General features: G+C 47.3%; 16 protein-coding genes. 7 read left to right on the forward strand and 9 right to left on the reverse strand.

From position 1 onward, the window contains the following. From ON006_RS11265 to ON006_RS11295, 7 genes are all read right to left on the reverse strand, one after another. A complete protein-coding gene (locus ON006_RS11265; RefSeq protein WP_244819884.1) occupies positions 1-1,044 on the reverse strand; it encodes a dihydrodipicolinate synthase family protein in 1,044 nt (347 codons plus the stop codon). A gap of 58 nt (positions 1,045-1,102) precedes the next feature. Next, on the reverse strand, positions 1,103-2,119 hold the full coding sequence (locus ON006_RS11270) for an NAD-dependent epimerase/dehydratase family protein (protein WP_244819885.1): 1,017 nt from the start codon (positions 2,117-2,119) through the stop codon (positions 1,103-1,105). Beyond that, positions 2,119-3,351 carry an Nramp family divalent metal transporter gene (locus ON006_RS11275; RefSeq protein WP_244819886.1) on the reverse strand — a complete coding sequence of 411 codons (1,233 nt, stop codon included), beginning with the start codon at positions 3,349-3,351 and terminating at the stop codon, positions 2,119-2,121. The genes ON006_RS11270 and ON006_RS11275 overlap by 1 nt, the downstream gene beginning before the upstream one ends. A 190-nt stretch (positions 3,352-3,541) precedes the next feature. Continuing rightward, positions 3,542-4,600, reverse strand: coding sequence for a LacI family DNA-binding transcriptional regulator (locus tag ON006_RS11280; protein ID WP_244819887.1), 1,059 nt, complete (start codon positions 4,598-4,600; stop codon positions 3,542-3,544). Positions 4,601-4,831: 231 nt separating this feature from the next. Further along, entirely contained in the window at positions 4,832-5,212 is a 381-nt protein-coding gene (locus ON006_RS11285; protein WP_244819888.1) for a hypothetical protein, read from the reverse strand. A 150-nt stretch (positions 5,213-5,362) separates the two neighbouring features. Next, a complete protein-coding gene (locus tag ON006_RS11290; RefSeq protein WP_244819889.1) occupies positions 5,363-6,109 on the reverse strand; it encodes a LytR/AlgR family response regulator transcription factor in 747 nt (248 codons plus the stop codon). A 53-nt stretch (positions 6,110-6,162) separates the two neighbouring features. Further along, entirely contained in the window at positions 6,163-9,246 is a 3,084-nt protein-coding gene (locus ON006_RS11295; RefSeq protein WP_244819890.1) for a sensor histidine kinase, read from the reverse strand. Between the two features lie 133 nt (positions 9,247-9,379). Here ON006_RS11295 and ON006_RS11300 point away from each other — a divergent pair, with 133 nt between their 5' ends. The 7 genes from ON006_RS11300 to ON006_RS11330 all read left to right on the forward strand — a co-directional run bounded on the left by ON006_RS11300 (position 9,380) and on the right by ON006_RS11330 (position 14,679). Beyond that, positions 9,380-9,958, forward strand: a complete 579-nt coding sequence (locus ON006_RS11300; RefSeq protein WP_244819891.1) for a TetR/AcrR family transcriptional regulator — start codon at positions 9,380-9,382, stop codon at positions 9,956-9,958. Between the two features lie 88 nt (positions 9,959-10,046). Continuing rightward, the gene (locus ON006_RS11305; protein WP_244819892.1) at positions 10,047-10,802 is read left to right on the forward strand and encodes an SDR family oxidoreductase; all 756 of its coding nucleotides are present in this window, start codon (positions 10,047-10,049) and stop codon (positions 10,800-10,802) included. A 102-nt stretch (positions 10,803-10,904) separates the two neighbouring features. Next, positions 10,905-11,459 (forward strand): TetR/AcrR family transcriptional regulator, encoded by a 555-nt coding sequence (locus ON006_RS11310; protein WP_244819893.1) that lies wholly within the window; start codon positions 10,905-10,907, stop codon positions 11,457-11,459. Positions 11,460-11,512: 53 nt separating this feature from the next. After that, a complete protein-coding gene (locus ON006_RS11315; protein ID WP_244819894.1) occupies positions 11,513-12,424 on the forward strand; it encodes an NAD(P)/FAD-dependent oxidoreductase in 912 nt (303 codons plus the stop codon). 55 nt (positions 12,425-12,479) lie between these two features. Next, positions 12,480-13,661 carry a THUMP domain-containing class I SAM-dependent RNA methyltransferase gene (locus ON006_RS11320; RefSeq protein ID WP_244819895.1) on the forward strand — a complete coding sequence of 394 codons (1,182 nt, stop codon included), beginning with the start codon at positions 12,480-12,482 and terminating at the stop codon, positions 13,659-13,661. Positions 13,662-13,711: 50 nt separating this feature from the next. Further along, positions 13,712-13,891 (forward strand): hypothetical protein, encoded by a 180-nt coding sequence (locus tag ON006_RS11325; RefSeq protein WP_244819896.1) that lies wholly within the window; start codon positions 13,712-13,714, stop codon positions 13,889-13,891. Between the two features lie 215 nt (positions 13,892-14,106). After that, positions 14,107-14,679: a hypothetical protein gene (locus ON006_RS11330; RefSeq protein WP_244819897.1), complete on the forward strand. Its 573-nt coding sequence runs from the start codon at positions 14,107-14,109 to the stop codon at positions 14,677-14,679. Here the strand turns inward: ON006_RS11330 and treZ are convergent. Both treZ and glgX read right to left on the reverse strand, forming a co-directional pair. Next, positions 14,666-16,558, reverse strand: a complete 1,893-nt coding sequence (gene treZ / locus ON006_RS11335; protein ID WP_244819898.1) for a malto-oligosyltrehalose trehalohydrolase — start codon at positions 16,556-16,558, stop codon at positions 14,666-14,668. The two genes, ON006_RS11330 and treZ, sit on opposite strands and share 14 nt — an antisense overlap. Continuing rightward, positions 16,555-18,735, reverse strand: a complete 2,181-nt coding sequence (gene glgX / locus ON006_RS11340) for a glycogen debranching protein GlgX (RefSeq protein WP_244819899.1) — start codon at positions 18,733-18,735, stop codon at positions 16,555-16,557. The genes treZ and glgX overlap by 4 nt, the downstream gene beginning before the upstream one ends. Between the last annotated feature and the right edge of the window lie 2 nt (positions 18,736-18,737).

An 18,737-nucleotide genomic window follows, 5' to 3' on the forward strand; every position in this document is an offset into this window, starting at 1 on the left:
TCAAGACTTGCCAAGTCTCGCCACAAAATCATCGTCGATCAGGTGCGGGTAAGCTTCCGTCACCCTCGTAATTTCCTCAGATTGTCCCGGCGAAAGGCTTTCCTTTGGGTTCAGCGTCCATATTCCTTCCAGCAATCCCTGCCTACGCAACACCTCATGTACACCCGTGATACACCCGTGGAAGTCATGCGACGGATCAAAAATAGCAGCATTCATATCAGTCACCTCTACATTCAGGGTCAATAATTTAGAGAGGTCTTCCTTATTTTTAATGGTCGTTTTAATGGTCGAAAGCAGCCCGACTGCCCTTTCCGTCCACACCGCCCAGTGTCCCAAAAGCCCTCCTACAAAGCCTTTCTCGACTATTTTACCATTGATATTAAAACGGTAAGGTGTGATCAGGTCGGCGACAATGTTATCGTCATTACCGGTGTACAATGCGATTTCGTCTTTTCGTGACGAGTTGCAAACTGCCCGCACCACGTCCAGCGTCTGGTACCGGTTAAAAGCCGCCACTTTAATGGCCAGCACATTCGGGATTTCAGCAAACTGTTGCCAGAAATCGTAGCTATACACCCGGCCGCCGATCGCAGCTTGGAGGTAAAAGCCAAAAACGGGGATGATTTGCGCGACGGTTTTAATGTGCTCAATAATGTCCGACTCAGGCTCGTTTTTGAATGCAGCCATGCTCACCAGGCCCATATCATAGCCATATTTCACGGCAATATTGGCTTCATTTACAGCCTGATCGGTCAATCCGCAAACACCGGCTACCTTAATAAACGGCCTGTTCAGATGCGCCGTATCTATCTCATCAGCAGTGATTTGGAGCACTTTTTCAAACAGGTTAACCTCCGGATCACGGATCTCGAACTGGGTAGTGTGCACGCCTATCGCCACTCCTCCTGCCCCACTCGCCATGTAATATCTGGTCAAGCCCCTCTGCCTTTTTTCGTCCAGTTGCAGGTTCGCATTCAATGCAAGCGGATGCGCAGGAATCACCGTTCCCTCAAACAGCAGCTTCTTCAATTCTTCTCTAAGCATTACTTTCAATTTTATTATTTCAAATACATTTTCATTCTCCTGCACGCAGTTTTTTACATTAAAACTGACCCTTTCGCTCCTGAAAATGAGTAGGTTTATTAATAGTCTGTCCGCCTTCCTGTAACCATTGGGCCGTAATACCGATCATTTGTTTCAGCGTCGTGCGCGGGTAGCCAAACAACCGGAACGACTCCGCGGCATTGCTCAGCAAAGCCGTCGCCTGCTCTTCATTTACAAACTGTGGTTCGGTATTGAATATACGTCCAAATTCCTTCGCAAGCCAGCGCAACGAAACCGTCTCCGGGCCGGTAATGTTCAATATTTTCGACGGCGCCTCGCAATGCAGCAGCGAACGGATCGCCATTTCATTCGCATCGCCCTGCCAGATTACATTCACATGCCCGGTACTGAGATCGATCGGCTTGCCATTCAAAACAGATTTGGCCACTTCCAGTAAAACCCCATATCTGAAATCAATCGCATAGTTGAGACGGTAAATCAGCAACGGCGTACCATGGACGGACGAAAAGTACTGGAATAGTCGCTCTCGGCCCAGGCATGATTGCCCATATTCCCCCACGGGATCGGCGCGCAACTCCTCCGTAGCGCCACCCGAAGCCACCGTAGTGAACGGGTACACATTACCCGTTGAATACACGACAATTTTTGACTTATGAAATTTCTCAGCCACCCGCCCAGGCAGGTAGGTATTCATCGCCCAGGTATAAGGTTCATTATTGGATGTTCCAAATTTAGTACCGGCCAGGTACAGCACATTTTCCACTTCGGGAAGTGCCTGCAACTGACTATCATCCATGAGGTTAGCAACGATCGTCTCGATACCCTCCGCATTCAGGGCATCAACCAATCCTTCCTCACTGAAACGCGAAACCGCGATGACACGGGTAGGTAATCCGGCGCGCTCGATCGCCTGGCGGGCAAGCCGGGCGATACTAGGCCCTATTTTCCCACCAGCGCCAAGGATCATAATGTCCCCTTTGATGCTCTTCATATCCTCAATCAAGGCGGCTGAGGGACTAAGCCATTTTTCTTCCAATGATGCTGTTCCGGTCATTATTTAAAAAGCGGATTGTTAAAAAATAATTCTTTACTGTTCACGATAGCCAGTGAGAAGATAATGATCAGCCCCAATGCGCCAAAAATCTTCACAAATGTGCTGTTAACCCTATCTCCCATGATACTCTTATCATTTCCAATGAAATACATTGCAGTACCAATAAAAGGAACCACGAAAATGGTAACGCTCTGCGCAAACACGATCAGTTCCAGCGGCAGCTTGCCAAAGCGGATCGCTACCGAAGCGCCAATCACCATCACCAATGCTACCAGATAACGTACTGATTTTGAAGAGAAATTATTTCCCAAACCCAGCGCGTCTCCCAGCAAAGTACCGCCCACCGAAGCATTGCCAATCACCGACGAGAATGCCGCTCCAAACAAACCGATCAGAAAAACAGCGGATGCATTGCTACCAAAAAGCGGCTCCAATGCCTTGGCCATATCACTGGCAGAATTGACAGTGATCCCCTTTGGCTTCAAGATGGCTGCTGCACACACAATTACTATAAAACACATGACACCCAGCAAAATGATGCCGCTGGTACTGTCATTTTGGGTATTCTTCAATGCCGGGTTGGCCCGGATACGTTCCTGGATCAGATAAGACTGGTATAAGGCGCCTACGATGGAAAAGCAGGACGCAGTAAATGCAATGATCAGACCCAAAGAGCCCTCGGGCACATGAGGCGCTACCAGGCCTTGAAGCATTTCGCCGGAATCTGGTTCGGCCCAAAAAAAAGTGGTGATAAACGACAATAACATCACAACAATCAGAAGGATCATTGTTTTTTCGAGTACTGAATAAAAGCTGCGGAAAAACAACAAACAGATCGCAAACAGATTAAAAAAGATGATCCACAAGACAGGCGATGTGTGAAAGAGCTCACCGGCCGCTATGCCCACGCCAACCGAATTTCCTGCCTGAAACGATGTGGCCACCAAGAAGACACCAATACCCATCGCAATCGCCGCACCCTTGCCCCATTTCTTCCTGACCGTCGCCAGCAGCGACATCTCTGTCGATACACCTATCCGGGTCGCCATCGCAGTAAAAATCGCCATAAAGAAAATCGCGACGGCAACAAGCCACAGCAACGAGTAGCCGTATAATGCCCCCATTTTCGAAGTGATCGTCATTTTGCTCGGGCCGAAAACCAGCGCTGCCGTGATCATTCCGGGGCCAAGTGATTTAAGCCATGTGAGCAGTTTGCTTTGAATGTTTTCCAATGTAAAAGGGTCTGGTCGGTGGAAGAAATTTGACGTGGCTGGCAATTTACGGGCACGTGCCCGTAAAGATAGAAAAGATTTAATTAATTCTATTTTTTCTAATTTATATAGATAAAATTTTGTCCCAAATTTCAAGGACTTTGGATTCCAGCGCCTTTGAATTAAAAGACATTATATATGTTGCTTTATCTCAATTTTGATAGAATTCGTAATTTTCCTTCGTCACAATGTCGATCGGCATGTAACTCAGCCTCGTCACCGCGGCGTTCATCACCAGTGTCTGGTGTAGCGCCATCATGCCCCGGTAGCCCTGGTCCTCCGGTCTGTGGCAGATCAGGAAATCTATGACATTGTTTTCAAGATAACCCACATTCTCTTTGACGAAATCATAGCCGATCAGCGATACGTGGGTACGGTGACTGTTTTTAAGAAATGAGGCAACGGTATGGACGCGGGAATTGGTCACAAAAGCAGCCCCTATATCCTTATTTAAATGGAAGAGATAAGTGAGGTGACGCGCCACCGACTGATAATCCGTTTCACTGATGTCAACCCGGATGATATCGTTGGGCTGCACATGATCTTTGAAATAAGCCCTGAACCCCTCCTCTATTTCGGAATAATTGAAGTTATCGGTCTCTTTGGAAATATTGATAATGAGCACCTTAGCATCACTTTGCAGCCTGTAAGTCAGCAGCTTCGCGCCTACGTACCCACTCTTGTACAGATGCGGGCCTATGTAGGAAAGGCTTTGGAGATCGGGAATGTCAGAGTCGATGAACACAAACGGAATTTTACGCTTGGCGCATTGTGCCGCAAATTCCCTCGTTTCCTCGATAAAGGAAGGCGCGATAAGAATGCCATGCACGTCCTGGTCCAGTACCAGTTTGATTTGTTCTGCAAACGACTCTTTATCATTCAGATCGAAGAAAAAAGTCAATGTCTGAACGCCGTATTGCTTGATCTCCGTCTCCGCGCGACGTATCCCGCTCAGTGGAGCGAGCCAGAAATCAGTTTCCTCCGAAACGCTCGGAATGATGACTGCAAGGGTAATGATTTTTTTCGAGGCAAGCCTGCTGGCCAGGATATTAGGCTGATAGTCAAGCTCCTTGATGATATCGTTAATCCGTTTTTTAGTCTTTTCGGAAACGCCGGTCCTGTTATGAAGCACCCTGTCTACTGTTGCGGTGGAGACATTCGCACGCCTCGCTATTTCCTTCACTCCAGAAGCGGTATTTTCTTTTTCCATTCAAGGTTTAGTTTTACTCAGAAGATCGGTGCAACACCATCATATGGCACCCGGCAATCTCATAAGTCTGCGGCAGCCTGCTGTTACTATTGGTATGCAGGCAATTTTAATAATAAATTTTTGACAGGTAAATATAGGCTTTGTTCAATGAAATAGTACAGGGTACTACATAAAATGAAACAGTTCCGCGACAATGCCACGGAACTGTTTGCTTCATCGGCGGACTGGCAGTCAGTCCACAAACCGGATCCTTTTGCAGTCCTCAGCCGTTACCGTAGCCGAGCTTGCCTTCCAGTTTCCTACCAGGTCATTGCCTTTGTAACGCTTGCCAGACACCACATAAGTCCCGATTGGTAAATTCAGACTAACCACTGACGGTGAGCCTGCTGCCCCGCATTCAGGCCGTGTGGGAATGGACTTTGAAAGTGTGCCCAGGACATTGCCATCGACGATCACATCGATACGGTCGAATTTTTCCTGGTCATAATTAGTGTAAAAAATCAGGTTGCCCTGCGGTACCGGTTCGTCATCCTTTTTGCAGGAAAACACCATTGTAGCGATAACAAGCAGGTAGAGGCTGCCGAGACGAACGTTTTTAAAAAGATTTTTCATGGCCTTGTTTAGAATAAGATTGTTACAACATATTTGGTTTCAGAAGCAGGATAGGCTTTCTGTTTTGCCATGACAAAATTATATTGGCCACAAGACCTTCCTTCAGACTATTGAGTAGTCTGCGTTTTTATTGAGCAGAATGTGGGAAACTTAAAACCGTGCGAACATATCCATGAATTCCTGCCTGCGCGACCGGGAAATGGTGATTGTAACATCATTGTCCATCACCACATATCCGCCTTCCCCACGGACGAACTTCTTGATCCTGTTGAGATTGATCAGAAAAGAATTATGCACCCTGAAAAAGTCCGGGCCGCTCAGGGCTTCATCAATGTCTTTGAGCACTTTGGAAACCACTATTTTCTTCCCGCCGGAAAGGACCACACTTGTGTAATTACTCTCCGCCTCGCAGTATATAATGTCCTGGGTGGTCACAAATATCATCCCGTCGCCCGTCGTGAGGGCAATGCGCTGTGGCGTCGGCTTCATTTGTCTTACACTTTGAAAAAGCAAATCCAGCTGCTCCCGGGAAGGTGTGCTTCCTTTTTCTTCGATCCTGCGAATGGTTTCTTTCAGATCGTCGGGATCGATCGGTTTGAGCAGGTAATTCAATGCACTGTATTTGAATGCTTTAATAGCAAATTTGTCATAAGCCGTAGTAAAAACCACATCAAAGAAAAGCTTGTCGAATTTTTCCAGCATGTCGAACCCATTCATTCTGGGCATTTCAATGTCCAGGAAAACGACATCGGGCCGGTGCTTTTTGATTTCCTCAATACCCTTTTCGGCCGAGTTGCACATGGCTGCGATCGAAACCGAAGGCGCATAAGTTTTCAGCAGCCATTCGAGCATTTCAACGCAGTTTTTTTCGTCGTCAATGATGATACATTTTATCATTTCAAGGCCTTGTAAAAAGTGATTTAACTATTCTCAACGAAATAAATCCCGATCTAAACCGGAATTTTAATAACAACACGTGTCCCCGCAGCTTTGTGATCGCCATCGACAAGGTCAATGATCTCCACGCTCGCACTCGTCTGCGCATACTGGTTCAAAACCGCAATGCGGTCCTCGGTCAATTTCATCCCCAGCGATTTCTTGCTTGTTGCGGATTTACTTCTGAAATCCCTGGCCTTTTCCCGCCCTATTCCGTTGTCCTCCACCACGCATTCCAGCATATTATCGTCCAGCATGTTCACATGCACCCACAGGCTCCCGCTCGTTTCCTTATGCAGCAAACCATGCCAGATCGCATTCTCGACGTACGGCTGAATGATAAGCGACGGCACCTCCACCGAGTCGGCATTAACTTCTTCACCCAGGTTAATATGGTACTCAAACTTTTCATCGAACCGTATCCTCTCCATTTCAATATACAATTTCAATGCTTCCAACTCATTGGATAACAGCACTTTTTTACTGTTTGAATTGTCAAGTATCAGCCTGATCAATTTGGAAAATCTGGTGAGGTACAATGATGCGGTCGCATTGTCGCTTTTAACAATGTACCGGTTAATCGAATTCAGGCAGTTAAAAATGAAATGCGGGTTCATTTGGGCCCGCAGTGCTTTCATTTCCATCTCCGCAACCTGTTCACGCAAAGCCGTTTGCCTCCGGATCGCCGTCACCCGTCTTTTGAATAGCCAGTAGCCCAGTACACCTGCCACTACCACACACAATGCAATGAACCACAACTGCTTCCAGAACGGACGCATAATTTCAAAAGAGAAAGGCCGCGGGGTTTCATGCCAGGTAACACCATCCAGGCTTGCGGCCACTGTGAAAGTATATTCACCCGGCGGCAGCGCCGAAAACCTCACCCTGTTATTACGCCCATTCAATGTCCAGCCATTGTCCAGTCCCACCAGCCGGTACCTGTAAATAAGCTTTTGCGGGTTTCTAAAATACGCCGTAACAAACTGAAATTCAAACGAATTTTGCTTCCAGCTCAATTGCAACGGCGCTTGTTTCAGCATAAAGAGGGAATCGTCCTGATTGATCCTCACCGCGGTAATGCTGACATTCAGCTTCTCTTCACGCGATTCAATTTTTTCCGGGTCAAAATAATTCAGTCCGTTAAAACCTCCGATGAATAAATATCCGCTCCTCGATTCCAGCAAACTGTTGGCATTCAGTCGTTTGTTCTGAATATTATCCCAAATGTCAAACCATTCCAACTTATTGCCCTTCACATTCAAATGATACAAGCCATCGTCCCCGCCAATCCAGATCCTGCCGCCTTTGTCCTGATGCAAAACGGTGATCCGCTGGTTACGTAACTCGGGAAAAATGAGTCTTCTTTTTAGTTTATTTTTACTTCTGACCACCTCATAAAGCCCAACCGAACCACACCAAACCGTTGAATCATTGCGTATCAGCACTGAACTGACCAGATAGCCGGGCGAAAATGCAGCGTCCTGGAAATGTGTTTTGAAATCCTTGTCCACATACATAAGCCCACGGTAGGAACCCATCCAGAAGTTACCGTTTTTGTCTTCTTTAACCGCCTGAATGTTGTTTTCAGCGCCCTTGAAATTCCTTTCACTAATCCGGTAGGTGCCCTTCTCCAACAAGTAGCAGGACATTTCGCCGACTACTAAAAAATGGCCGGAAATTAAAGGGTAAATCGTTGCGATCAGCTCGGTATCAAGCTTTGCTTTGAGGTTTTGGCCTTCCTCACCTGCCGGATACTGCACATCCATGAACGTTTCCCGCACGGGATCAAAAATGAATGGCCTGCCCGTTTCCGGTCCAACAATGAGGTTTTTGCCGTCAAAAATCAGCCCGCGAATCGCTCCGCCCGGAAACAATTGGCGAGTCACCGCCTTGGGATCAACCGATTTCATTTGCCCGCTTGCCAGGTTCATGCTCGAAAGGCCCGAAGCCGTACCGAGCCATACATTCCCCCGATCGTCCTCAGTAATGGCCCGGACAATGTTGCTCCAACCCTTCTCCACGTGCGAAAATCCTCTTAACCAGCCGATATTATGTTCCAATGGCCTGAAAAACATAATTCCTTCCTGGCAGAGAATCCACTGGGTACCTTCTTTGTCGTAAAAATCGGCGTAGTTCTCGTCGTTGGGCAGTTGTTTTCCCGAATCATTGATGAGTGCCTTTTTGAGAACACCCGTCTCACGATCAAACAGATAACATCCTTTGGTAGTATTGACCAGGTAGGTATTGGACTTGAACGGAATTACACTGATCAGGCTTGCGGCTGGAAATACCGAGGCGCGGTGCTGATCTTTTCCGTGTACATTGCTGACCGTACCCGTCGCAAAATTGATTTCGTGAGTCTGTAAACGACTGTCCGTAACCCAGGCAATGTCGTCCGTAATGGGTACTACGGATTTGACATTCTTAAATGGTGCACTTCTGACTTTTCGGGTTCTTGTATTGTAACAAAAAATGGTATGAACATCGCCCAGATACAGCTGATGGCTTCTTTGGCTGAATATACGGCGGTAGAAATAGTGCTTTTCGAGGCCTGGCAAGGGGTGGAAAATGAATGCATTCTTTGCCGGATCGTAGCAATACAGCCCCTTTCCTGCGTTCGCCCACACCCGGTTATCGGGCGTCACATGCAGCTTGTACAGTTTGTTGAGCCGCTCAATTTTGGGACCGATTGTCTTTATTTTCTCAAAGCCCTTCAAATCATTTACGTACCGCCTGATCTCCGAATCTGTCACAGTCCAAATCGTACCTGAAGTATCGGCCGTTACATCGGTGAGGTCCTCTCCTTCTGTTTCAATGCGTTTGACATTCTGACCGTCAAAACGCTGCAAATGCCGCGAAGACATCATCCATAGAAACCCCTGTTTGTCGCGGACCAATGTCGAAATGTCCGTAGTCTGTATCCCATTGCTTTCATCGAGCAGCTGTACATTGAAATCCGGCAACTGCGCCAGGCAACTTTGCTTTGCCGTCATCAGCAAAACAACGACACCGATTTTAAGCTGCCTCAAAAAAACCACAGGGATACATTTACTATGAAAATGAGTTACCAGCGCAAATTGTACAATTAAATGACCCATTGATAAAACCGTTAAGTAAGTTGTCTGTTTTTCTTAGTAATCGGTAATGAATGGCGGGTAGATTGTTACGGACTTTGCACATTTTTTATCCGAAGTTTGTTACTTGTAATGATTATTACAAAATTTACGCCTTATGGCACGACCTAAAAAATTCGACGAAGCCGCTACCCTCCAAAAGGCATTACGGGTATTTTGGAAAAAAGGATATTCCGGTACTTCGATGTCCGACCTTGTGAAGGCGATGGAAATCAATGCGCCCAGCCTGTATGATACCTATGGCGATAAGCAGCAACTGTTTTTAGCCGCACTCCAGAGCTACCTGCGTTCACAGCACGACTGGATGAAAGATGTGAGCACCAAGGAGGTTCCCGTCAAAGATACCATCAAACTGTTGCTGGATACATTGGTAGAAGACACATTGAATGATCCCGAAAAAAAGGGCTGTTTCATGGTAAATACCGTCACCGAGCTCGCCAATGTCGATGAAAAGATCCTTGCCGTGGCTTCGGATAATGAAAAACAGGTTCAGGAAATATTGCAGACTCTCATCAGGAAAGGACAAGCCAACGGAGAGATTTCAAGGGATAAAAACCCCGAAATACTGGCCGCCTACGTGTTTACCAACCTCATGGGCGTACGTGTTGTAGCCGCTACCAACTCCAACAAAAACCTGCTCCACGCGGCGATGGAGGTAGTCGTTTCCAGCCTCTGAAAATATACATTTCATTTTATAGTGATCATTACAAATTATTGTTTTAGTTTTGTATTGATCATTACAAAACAACGAAAATTGACAGATCATGAAACGTCTTGAAAATAAAGTAGCAGTTATTACAGGTGGCAATAGTGGAATTGGTTTTGCCACAGCAAGTGAATTTATCAATGAAGGAGCGAACGTCATTATCACAGGCCGCAACCCCCAGTCCATTGGTGCGGCGACGGCAGCGCTGGGTGAAAAAGCTTACGGAATTGTGTCAGATACAAGCAAATTTGCCGACATTCAACATTTACAGGAAGAAGTAAAAGCGCATGCTGAAAAGATTGACATACTTTTTATCAACGCAGGTATTGCCAAATTTTCATCAGTCGATCAGGTAAGCGAAGAGTTTTACGAAGAGAGTTTCGATATCAATTTCAAAGGCGCCTACTTTACCATTCAGGCCCTGCTTCCACTGATCAACGACGGCGGCTCCATTATTCTGAACACATCCATCAATGCGCACGTAGGTATGCCCGGCGCAAGTATTTACGCAGCTTCGAAAGCCGCATTGCTTTCACTGGCCAAAAACCTTTCAGCTGAACTGCTTTCCAGAAAGATCCGTGTCAATGCGATCAGCCCCGGTCCGGTCGTTACCCCGCTTCACAGTACCGCCAAATTTGGCATTACCGACGAACAGCTGAAACAAATGGGTGAAGGCATTCTCAGTCAGATCCCCGTCGGTCGGTTTGGTACCCCCGAAGAGATCGCCAAAGCCGCTGCTTTCTTTGCATCCGACGATTCCAGCTTTATTTTGGGCACAGAATTGATCGTCGACGGTGGTATGGCCACATTATAAGCCCATTCATTATCAAGCAATAAACATTATTCCAAAATTAAAAGGTATGTAAATGTCTCAAATGTGAGACATTTACATACCTTTGTTTTATAACTGTGTTGTATGAAAGATACCGAGCAAAGCATTATCGAGGCGGCCATTTTGATTTTCAATGAGGACTTATCGGCCCCATTGGAGAAGGTTGCGGAAAAAGCGGAGACAACCCGCCGTACTTTGCACAGGTATTTCAAAGACCGGAAAGAGCTGATGCAGCGGTGCGAAAAAGAGATCCGGAGGTCGTGCGCAATTGCAATGACACAAGCCTATAACAGTTCAGAAGACCCTGTTATTCAGCTTGAAAACATGTTTTATGCCGGCATTCAATGCGGTACCAAACATACTTTCTTGCATAAGCTGCACCAGTTGCATGACCACGCTCACGAAACAAGTAATAAGGATTGTGTCAAGTTTGAGCAGACTTTTCAGCTCTGGAATTCGCATTTAAAGTTATTACAGACCACCGGGCTGATCAGCGCACATTTGTCCTCCGAATGGATTCAAAATCTGTATAACGGTATCGTTACAGCCTGCATTGCGTCTCAGAACCAGACACAAATGAATCAGCAGGATGTTAAAAAATTTGCCTGGTTTTCGTTCAGTCGCGGCATAGGGATCTGAAAAAAATTTATCTACCCATGTCTCACATTTGAGACAAACAAACACTTCAAATAATGACCGAATACAAGAACTTCGACGTAGTGATCATTGGCGGCAGCTATGCAGGTCTTTCTGCGGCGATGACGCTGGGTCGCGCAATGCAGAATGTTTTGATCATCGACAGCGGCAAACCTTGTAACAGACAAACCCCGCACGCACATAACCTGATCACGCATGACGGAAGAAGCCCGGGGGAAATTTCCGCCGAAGCCAGAAAGCAGGTAATGGCCTACCCGACCGTGATCTGGCTCGACGATCTGGCGACTTCGGTTACCGGCACAGACAATCATTTTATTGTCACCACAGCCCAGGAGAGGCAATTCGCTGCGAAAAAATTGCTATTCGCAACAGGTGTAAAAGACCTTATGCCGCCGATTCCGGGCCTGGCCGAATCCTGGGGAATTAGTGTGGTACATTGTCCTTACTGCCACGGCTACGAATATCGCGGTCAGGAAACCGGTATATTGATCAACGGAGATATGGCACTTGATTTTGGAAAATTCATCAGAAACTGGACCAATCATCTGACCATTTTCACCAATGGCCCGGCCACATTTGATTCGGCCGTACGTGGAAAAATCCTTTCGCTGGACATCAGCATCAATGAAAAAAAGCTGCGGGAAATCCAACACGACAATGGATATCTCAAAGCCATTGTTTTTGAAGATCAATCGCAGCAGGAACTAACAGCATTGTATGCCCGGCCGCCATTTGAACAACATTGCCCTATTCCACAAAACCTGGGTTGCAACATTAGTGAGCAAGGTTACATTCAGGTGGACGAAGCACAAAAAACCAATGTCGCGGGAATTTACGCGGCGGGCGATAACACGTCGATGTTCCGCGGATTATCGATGGCAATGGCTGCCGGAACCATGGCCGGTGCGCGGATGAATCATGAATTAATCAACGAAAGACATTCATAACCTGAAAGTAAACCGGTAAGTTTGTCGTTTGTTGCGATTAATTTAAAATTCTGATATGTCATTCTACACTACTTCGGCCACGATCATCATTACCTGTCACAAACGACTTGCTCCATACCTGGAACAGGAAGTAAAAGACCTGGGATTCGTTGTGGATGAAGTATTTATAACCGGGTTAAGGCTACGCGGAACGATCAATGATTGTATCAGGCTGAACCTGAACCTGTATTGCGCCAGCCAGGTTTTGTATAGCATCGGCAATTTCACAGCGCATCATCCCGACGATGTATACCGGTACCTGAGCACAATGCCCTGGGAGGATATTATTCCCGACGAGAGTTATTTTTCGGTTACTAGCAATGTTCAGAACCCTACGATCAACAATAGTATGTTTGCCAATTTGCGGGTAAAAGATGCAATTGTGGACCGTTTCAGGGATAAAAAAGGCACGAGGCCGTCCACGGGCCCTGAGCTGACAGGTTCAGTGATCCATTTGTTTTGGAAAAATGAAAATGCTGAGATATTCATCGATACCTCCGGCGATTCGCTGGCGCGACACGGCTACCGCAAAATTCCGGGAAGGGCGCCAATGCTGGAAGCGCTGGCTTCCGCTACGATCCTGGCGAGCCGCTGGGACCGGAAATCAGCGTTCATTAATCCCATGTGTGGGTCGGGTACGCTGGCCATCGAAGCCGCACTGATCGCTACTAACAGTCGCCCCGGCCTTTTCCGCGACAATTATGCATTCATGCATTTGATCGGTTACGACAAGGAAGTCTATTACGCCGAGCAGGACAAACTCGAAGCGCAAATTATTGAAGTACCGGGTTTGCGCATCATTGCGACGGATTATAGTAATGTCGCTATCGCCAATGCACGCAAAAACGCGATTGCCGCAGGCGTGGCTGATATGATTGAATTCCAGCTTTGTGATTTTGCGGATACGGAAGTTCCTCAGGAAAATAAGGGCGTATTTTTCATTAATCCTGAGTATGGCGACCGGCTTGGCGAAATCGTCGAACTGGAAGAAACCTATGCCCGGATCGGTGATTTTATGAAACAAAAGTGTAGAGGATATTACGGGTATGTCTTTACGGGAAACCTCGATCTTGCCAAAAAGATCGGCCTGAAAGCAAAGCGCAGGATTGAGTTCTACACCAGCAAAATCGATTGTCGTTTGCTGGAATACGAACTTTATGAAGGTACGCGAAGGGAGACCGCCGTTACTCCGGCCTGAGTTTGGCACAGTATTTAGACAATTCAGGGCATAACCAATTACAGTTTGTCATGAAACAGTCACAAAACTCGGGAACCATGCAACAAAGCCAAAATTCCCGACCAAGACCTGAAAACAAGGACAATTTGGACAGCAGGCATAAAGAAGAAGAAATGGTGAAGGGTAACCACATTACCCACAACGAAAAAGAGCACCAGAACCTGAGAAAACAGCAAAATCAACAGCAGTAGTAGTGGCTGTTTTTCTAAAATTTTGTCACAAGGAGCGAAGTAGAAGAGCATGGGCACATACCCTTCTACTTCGCTCCTTTATTTTAACGATCTCGACCTGCCGCTTTTACAAAGTCAAACCCCGCAAATTCTATCCTTTTTCTTTCAATTTTTCGTACTATTCCTCGTTCAATAGCAGAATGTGAAATGAAAACTACCCAACGGACGCCCCCTTCATGAAAAAATACATTGTAGCCGCAATCATCCTGCTCAATCTCACTTCCTGCGAATGGATTGGCAATACCCCGAGCTTTGGTGATGACTTCATTACTTACACCATCAAAGCCGGAAACCACGACGTTGACAACAACTTCAACGCGCCATTTACCGCCAGCTCAGTCAAGTTTCAGGCGGTGTTTGACAGTAGCTGCGTTTACAAATCGGCCATTCCGGAGAATCAGAACGATATTAACAAACTGTACGGATTTTCAGATTGCAGCTCTCAGCACCAGAGCAACAGTGCCCGCTTTGGCTGGAACTGGCGCGAAGGCGCCCTGCACATTTACGCATATACGTACGTAAACGGGCAGCGTCAGGAAAAAGAACTGGGTACCGCGGAACTCAATGAAACGACCACTTTCAAAATCGAGGTCCGGGACCATACGTACGCTTTCACCTACCACGGGATCGAAACCATCATGCCGCGCCACTGCTCCGGCGGCGTAGGAATTGCCTATAAGCTGCTACCCTACTTCGGCGGTGACGAAGTGGCCCCTCAGGAAATCAGGATCAAGATCAGGAATATATAACATTGGTATACAGCGTAAAAGACTCCGGCCAGACCATTAAAACACCGGAATCTAGCTGCTCCGACAATTGCTCCGTTCCATTCCATTTCGCATCGGATGAAGCTATCAGCTTATGCCAAAGGAAATGTTTGACCGGCAGGGATACCTCCTGAACCGATTTCGAAAAATTAAGGACTACCACCACTTGCTGGTCGCCTGAAACCCGCTGAATGATGATCAGTTCTTTTTCCCTCGAATAATCCACTGTCAAGCCATTTCTGTCCGTATTGTGTAGCGCAGGCTGTTGTTTTCTCAGCCGGATCAACGTTTTATAGTATTGAAACATAACCTGATGCAGCCCGCTTTCGTGTAGTGACCACTGCAATTTGGACTGATCAAATGTCTCCTCAGACATCGGATCGGGCGCATCGCCTTCCAAATGAAATGCTGCAAACTCCCGCTTTCGGCCATTGCGGACTGCTTCGGCCAGTTCGGGATCGGTATGGCTCACAAAGTATTGAAATGGATTAGTTTCGCTCCATTCCTCACCCATAAAAAGCAAAGGGAGATATGGACTGACCAGTACTGCGCCGGCCATCAATTTCTGCATTTCGAAACTCACCAACAGGCTGGTGCGCTCACCCAGCATGCGGTTACCGATATGGTCGTGGTTTTGAGAAAAAACCACAAACTGCTCGCCAGGACGACCGTCAGCCTTAACGCCAAACTTCCTTTTCCGGTGCTCTGAGTAAATGCCGTCATATACGTAAGCATCTTGGTAGGATTTGGCAAGCGAAACAATGGGCTCAAAATCAGAGTAGTAGCCACTTTGCTGCTGACCCGACGATACTCTCAATGCATGGTGGAACTCGTCGATCCATTGTGCATCCATCCCGTAACCCCCCTGATCAGCAGGATTAATAAACCGGGTATCATTCAGGTCCATTTCCACGATCAGGTAATGCGCGTTCCCGGTCTGCGCGGTGAGTTCTTCTACCCGCCCGCTGATCTCGCGCAGCAAATGTACCGGGCCAAAATCTTTGATCGCGTGAACCGCATCCATCCGCAAGCCATCGATATGAAAATCACGAAACAACATCATCGCGTTTTCAATGAAGTAGTGCCTTACCCCATCACTCCAAGCGTCGTCGAAGTTCAATGCGTCGCCCCAGGGCGTGTGATATTTATCCGTAAAATAAGGACCGTACTGTCCCAAAATATTCCCCTCTGGCCCCAAATGATTATAAACCACATCCAATATTACTGCTAATCCCTTGCCGTGACAGGCATTCACCAAATGCTGCAAGCCAGCCGGGCCGCCATAAGAATCCTGAACCGCATATGGAAACACACCATCGTATCCCCAGTTACGCGGCCCTGCAAACTGTGAAACCGGCATGATCTCAATGGCGGTAACGCCCAGTTCCACCAGGTAATCCAGGCGCGTTTCCGCGGCGGCAAATGTTCCCTCCGCGGTGAATGTGCCGATATGGAGCTCGTAAATGATGTATTCTTTCAATTCCGGATTTCGCCAGCCCTTGTCCGTCCATTTAAACCCTTTCAGGTCAAATGCCTCAGACGGACCATGAACACCCTGTGACTGGTACAATGAAGCAGGATCAGGAAGGGCAACATCATCATTGAGCACAAACTGGTATAGGTCTCCCGGCTTCAACCGATCCGTCGTGAGCGTCCAGTATCCGTAGAATTCCTTTTCCAATGGTATTCCTTCTTCATTTTCCAATTTCAAAAGGTACACCTGCTCAGTCTGAGGAGCCCAAACGACAATGGTAGCCTCACCAAATTCATTAAATCGGACGCCCGGCGGCCGGCGATCCGGGGTACGGCCCTCCGGCGGCCGGCGATTAGGTGGTAATGATTGCAAATTGTTAGAATTCATATTTTTTGCTCTGCCAATGCATGTTTAAAAACCATTATAGACCGACTGTCGACAGTTACCGAATCACCGGGTTTCAAAATCTGACCATCATCGCTCACGCAACATTCTGCCGTATCGATCACTTTCCGCCATTCAGTACCGTATTTCTCGGGTGGCAATGTGTATTTCACCGGTTCGTAATGTGCATTGAATATCATATAAAAACTGTCGTCATACAATGCCTCTCCTTTCGGGTCCATATGCCGGATACCCTTTCCGTTCAAAAACACACCCAACGACTTGGCGTAATCATGGTTCCAGTTGTCGTCGGGCATTTCGGTTCCTTCCGGCAAAAACCAGGCAATGTCCTCCAACCCGACGCCCTTAATAGGAACACCACGGAACCAATGCTTTCGTCTGAAAGAGTGATGTTCTTTGACAAAGGCGATCAGTTTTTGAGTAAAACCAAGCAATTCCTCATCCGCCTGGTCCCAGTTCAGCCATGATATTTCATTGTCCTGACAGTACGCATTATTGTTCCCGTTTTGAGTCCTGCCCCATTCGTCACCCGCTACCAGCATGGGCACACCCTGCGATAAAAACAAGGTGGTCAAAAAGTTACGTTTTTGCTTATTTCGCAGGGCAATGATCATCGGATCATCGGTCGGGCCTTCCTGACCACAATTCCAGGACCGGTTATGATCTTCACCATCGGTATTATCTTCACCATTCTCATCATTACGCTTATGATTATACGATACAAGATCATTGAGTGTAAAACCATCGTGTGCAGTGATAAAATTGATGCTCGCGGTCGGTCGGCGATACTCCCCTTTGTACAGGTCAGAACTTCCTGTAAACCGCTCAGCAAACTCGGCGAGCATACTGTCCGCCCCCCGCCAGAAATCGCGCATGCAATCGCGGTAGCGCCCATTCCATTCCGCCCATCCGATCGGAAATTTTCCCACCTGGTAACCATCATGACCGATATCCCAGGGTTCGGCGATCAGTTTTACCTGAGAGATGACAGGGTCCTGATGGATTATATCAAAGAACGCGCTGAGCCTGTCAACTTCATGCAGCTCACGAGCCAATGTAGACGCGAGATCGAAGCGAAAACCGTCTACATGCATTTCAGTGATCCAGTAACGAAGGCTGTCCATGATCAGCCGTAGCACACTAGGCAGTCGCGCATTCAACGTATTGCCTGTCCCTGTATAGTCCATATAATATCTCCCGTCCATCAGCCGGTAGTAGGACATATTATCGACACCTCGAAACGACAATGTAGGCCCCATATGATTACCCTCGCCGGTATGGTTGTAAACCACATCCAAAATCACCTCAATTCCGGCCTTGTGCAGCTCTTTGACCATGTTTTTGAATTCCAAAACCTGCTCGCCCATCGTGCCCGAGCTGCTGTACCGAACATCGGGGGCGAAAAAACCGATGGAATTATATCCCCAGTAATTGGACAATCCCCGCTCCTGGAGATGGCGGTCCGAGATAAAATGGTGCACCGGCATAAGCTCCACAGCATTAATCCCCAACTTTTTCAAGTAGGCAATGCTCGACGGGTGCGCCAGGCCCGCATATGTACCTTTAATGTCATCGGGAATGTCCGGATGTAGCATTGAAAAACCCTTGACATGGGTTTCATAGATAATTGTGTCGTGATAAGGAATTTCCGGTGCAGGCACATCTTCCCAGTCGAAGTAATGGCTGACCACCACCGATTTGGGAATGTAAGAGCCACTGTCGAGACCATTAAAACTCAGGTCCTCATCGGGGTCGCCGATGGTGTAACCGAACAATGCATCGTGCCATTGAATAGTACCCGATATCGCTTTGGCATAGGGGTCAATTAACAGCTTATTTGGGTTAAAACGCAGCCCCACAGTCGGTTCGAACGGTCCGTGCACCCGATAGCCGTACAATTGCCCGGGCTTTAGCCTCGGCACATATACATGCCACACGTGATGCGAAGCTTCCTTGATCTCTATTTTGACGTTCTCCGTTTCGCTGTCAGCGCTGTCAAACAGGCAAAGCTCAACGCCTGTTGCATTTTCCGAATATAATGCAAAACTAACCCCATCCCCGTCCCAGGTTGCCCCCAGCGGGTAAGGCTCCCCAGGGTACACCACGATATCATGTAGCCTGGACTGGTCAACAACTTTTTTATTGGCAATTTTCTTCATAG

The organism is Dyadobacter pollutisoli (genome assembly GCF_026625565.1).
GTDB lineage: Bacteria > Bacteroidota > Bacteroidia > Cytophagales > Spirosomataceae > Dyadobacter > Dyadobacter pollutisoli.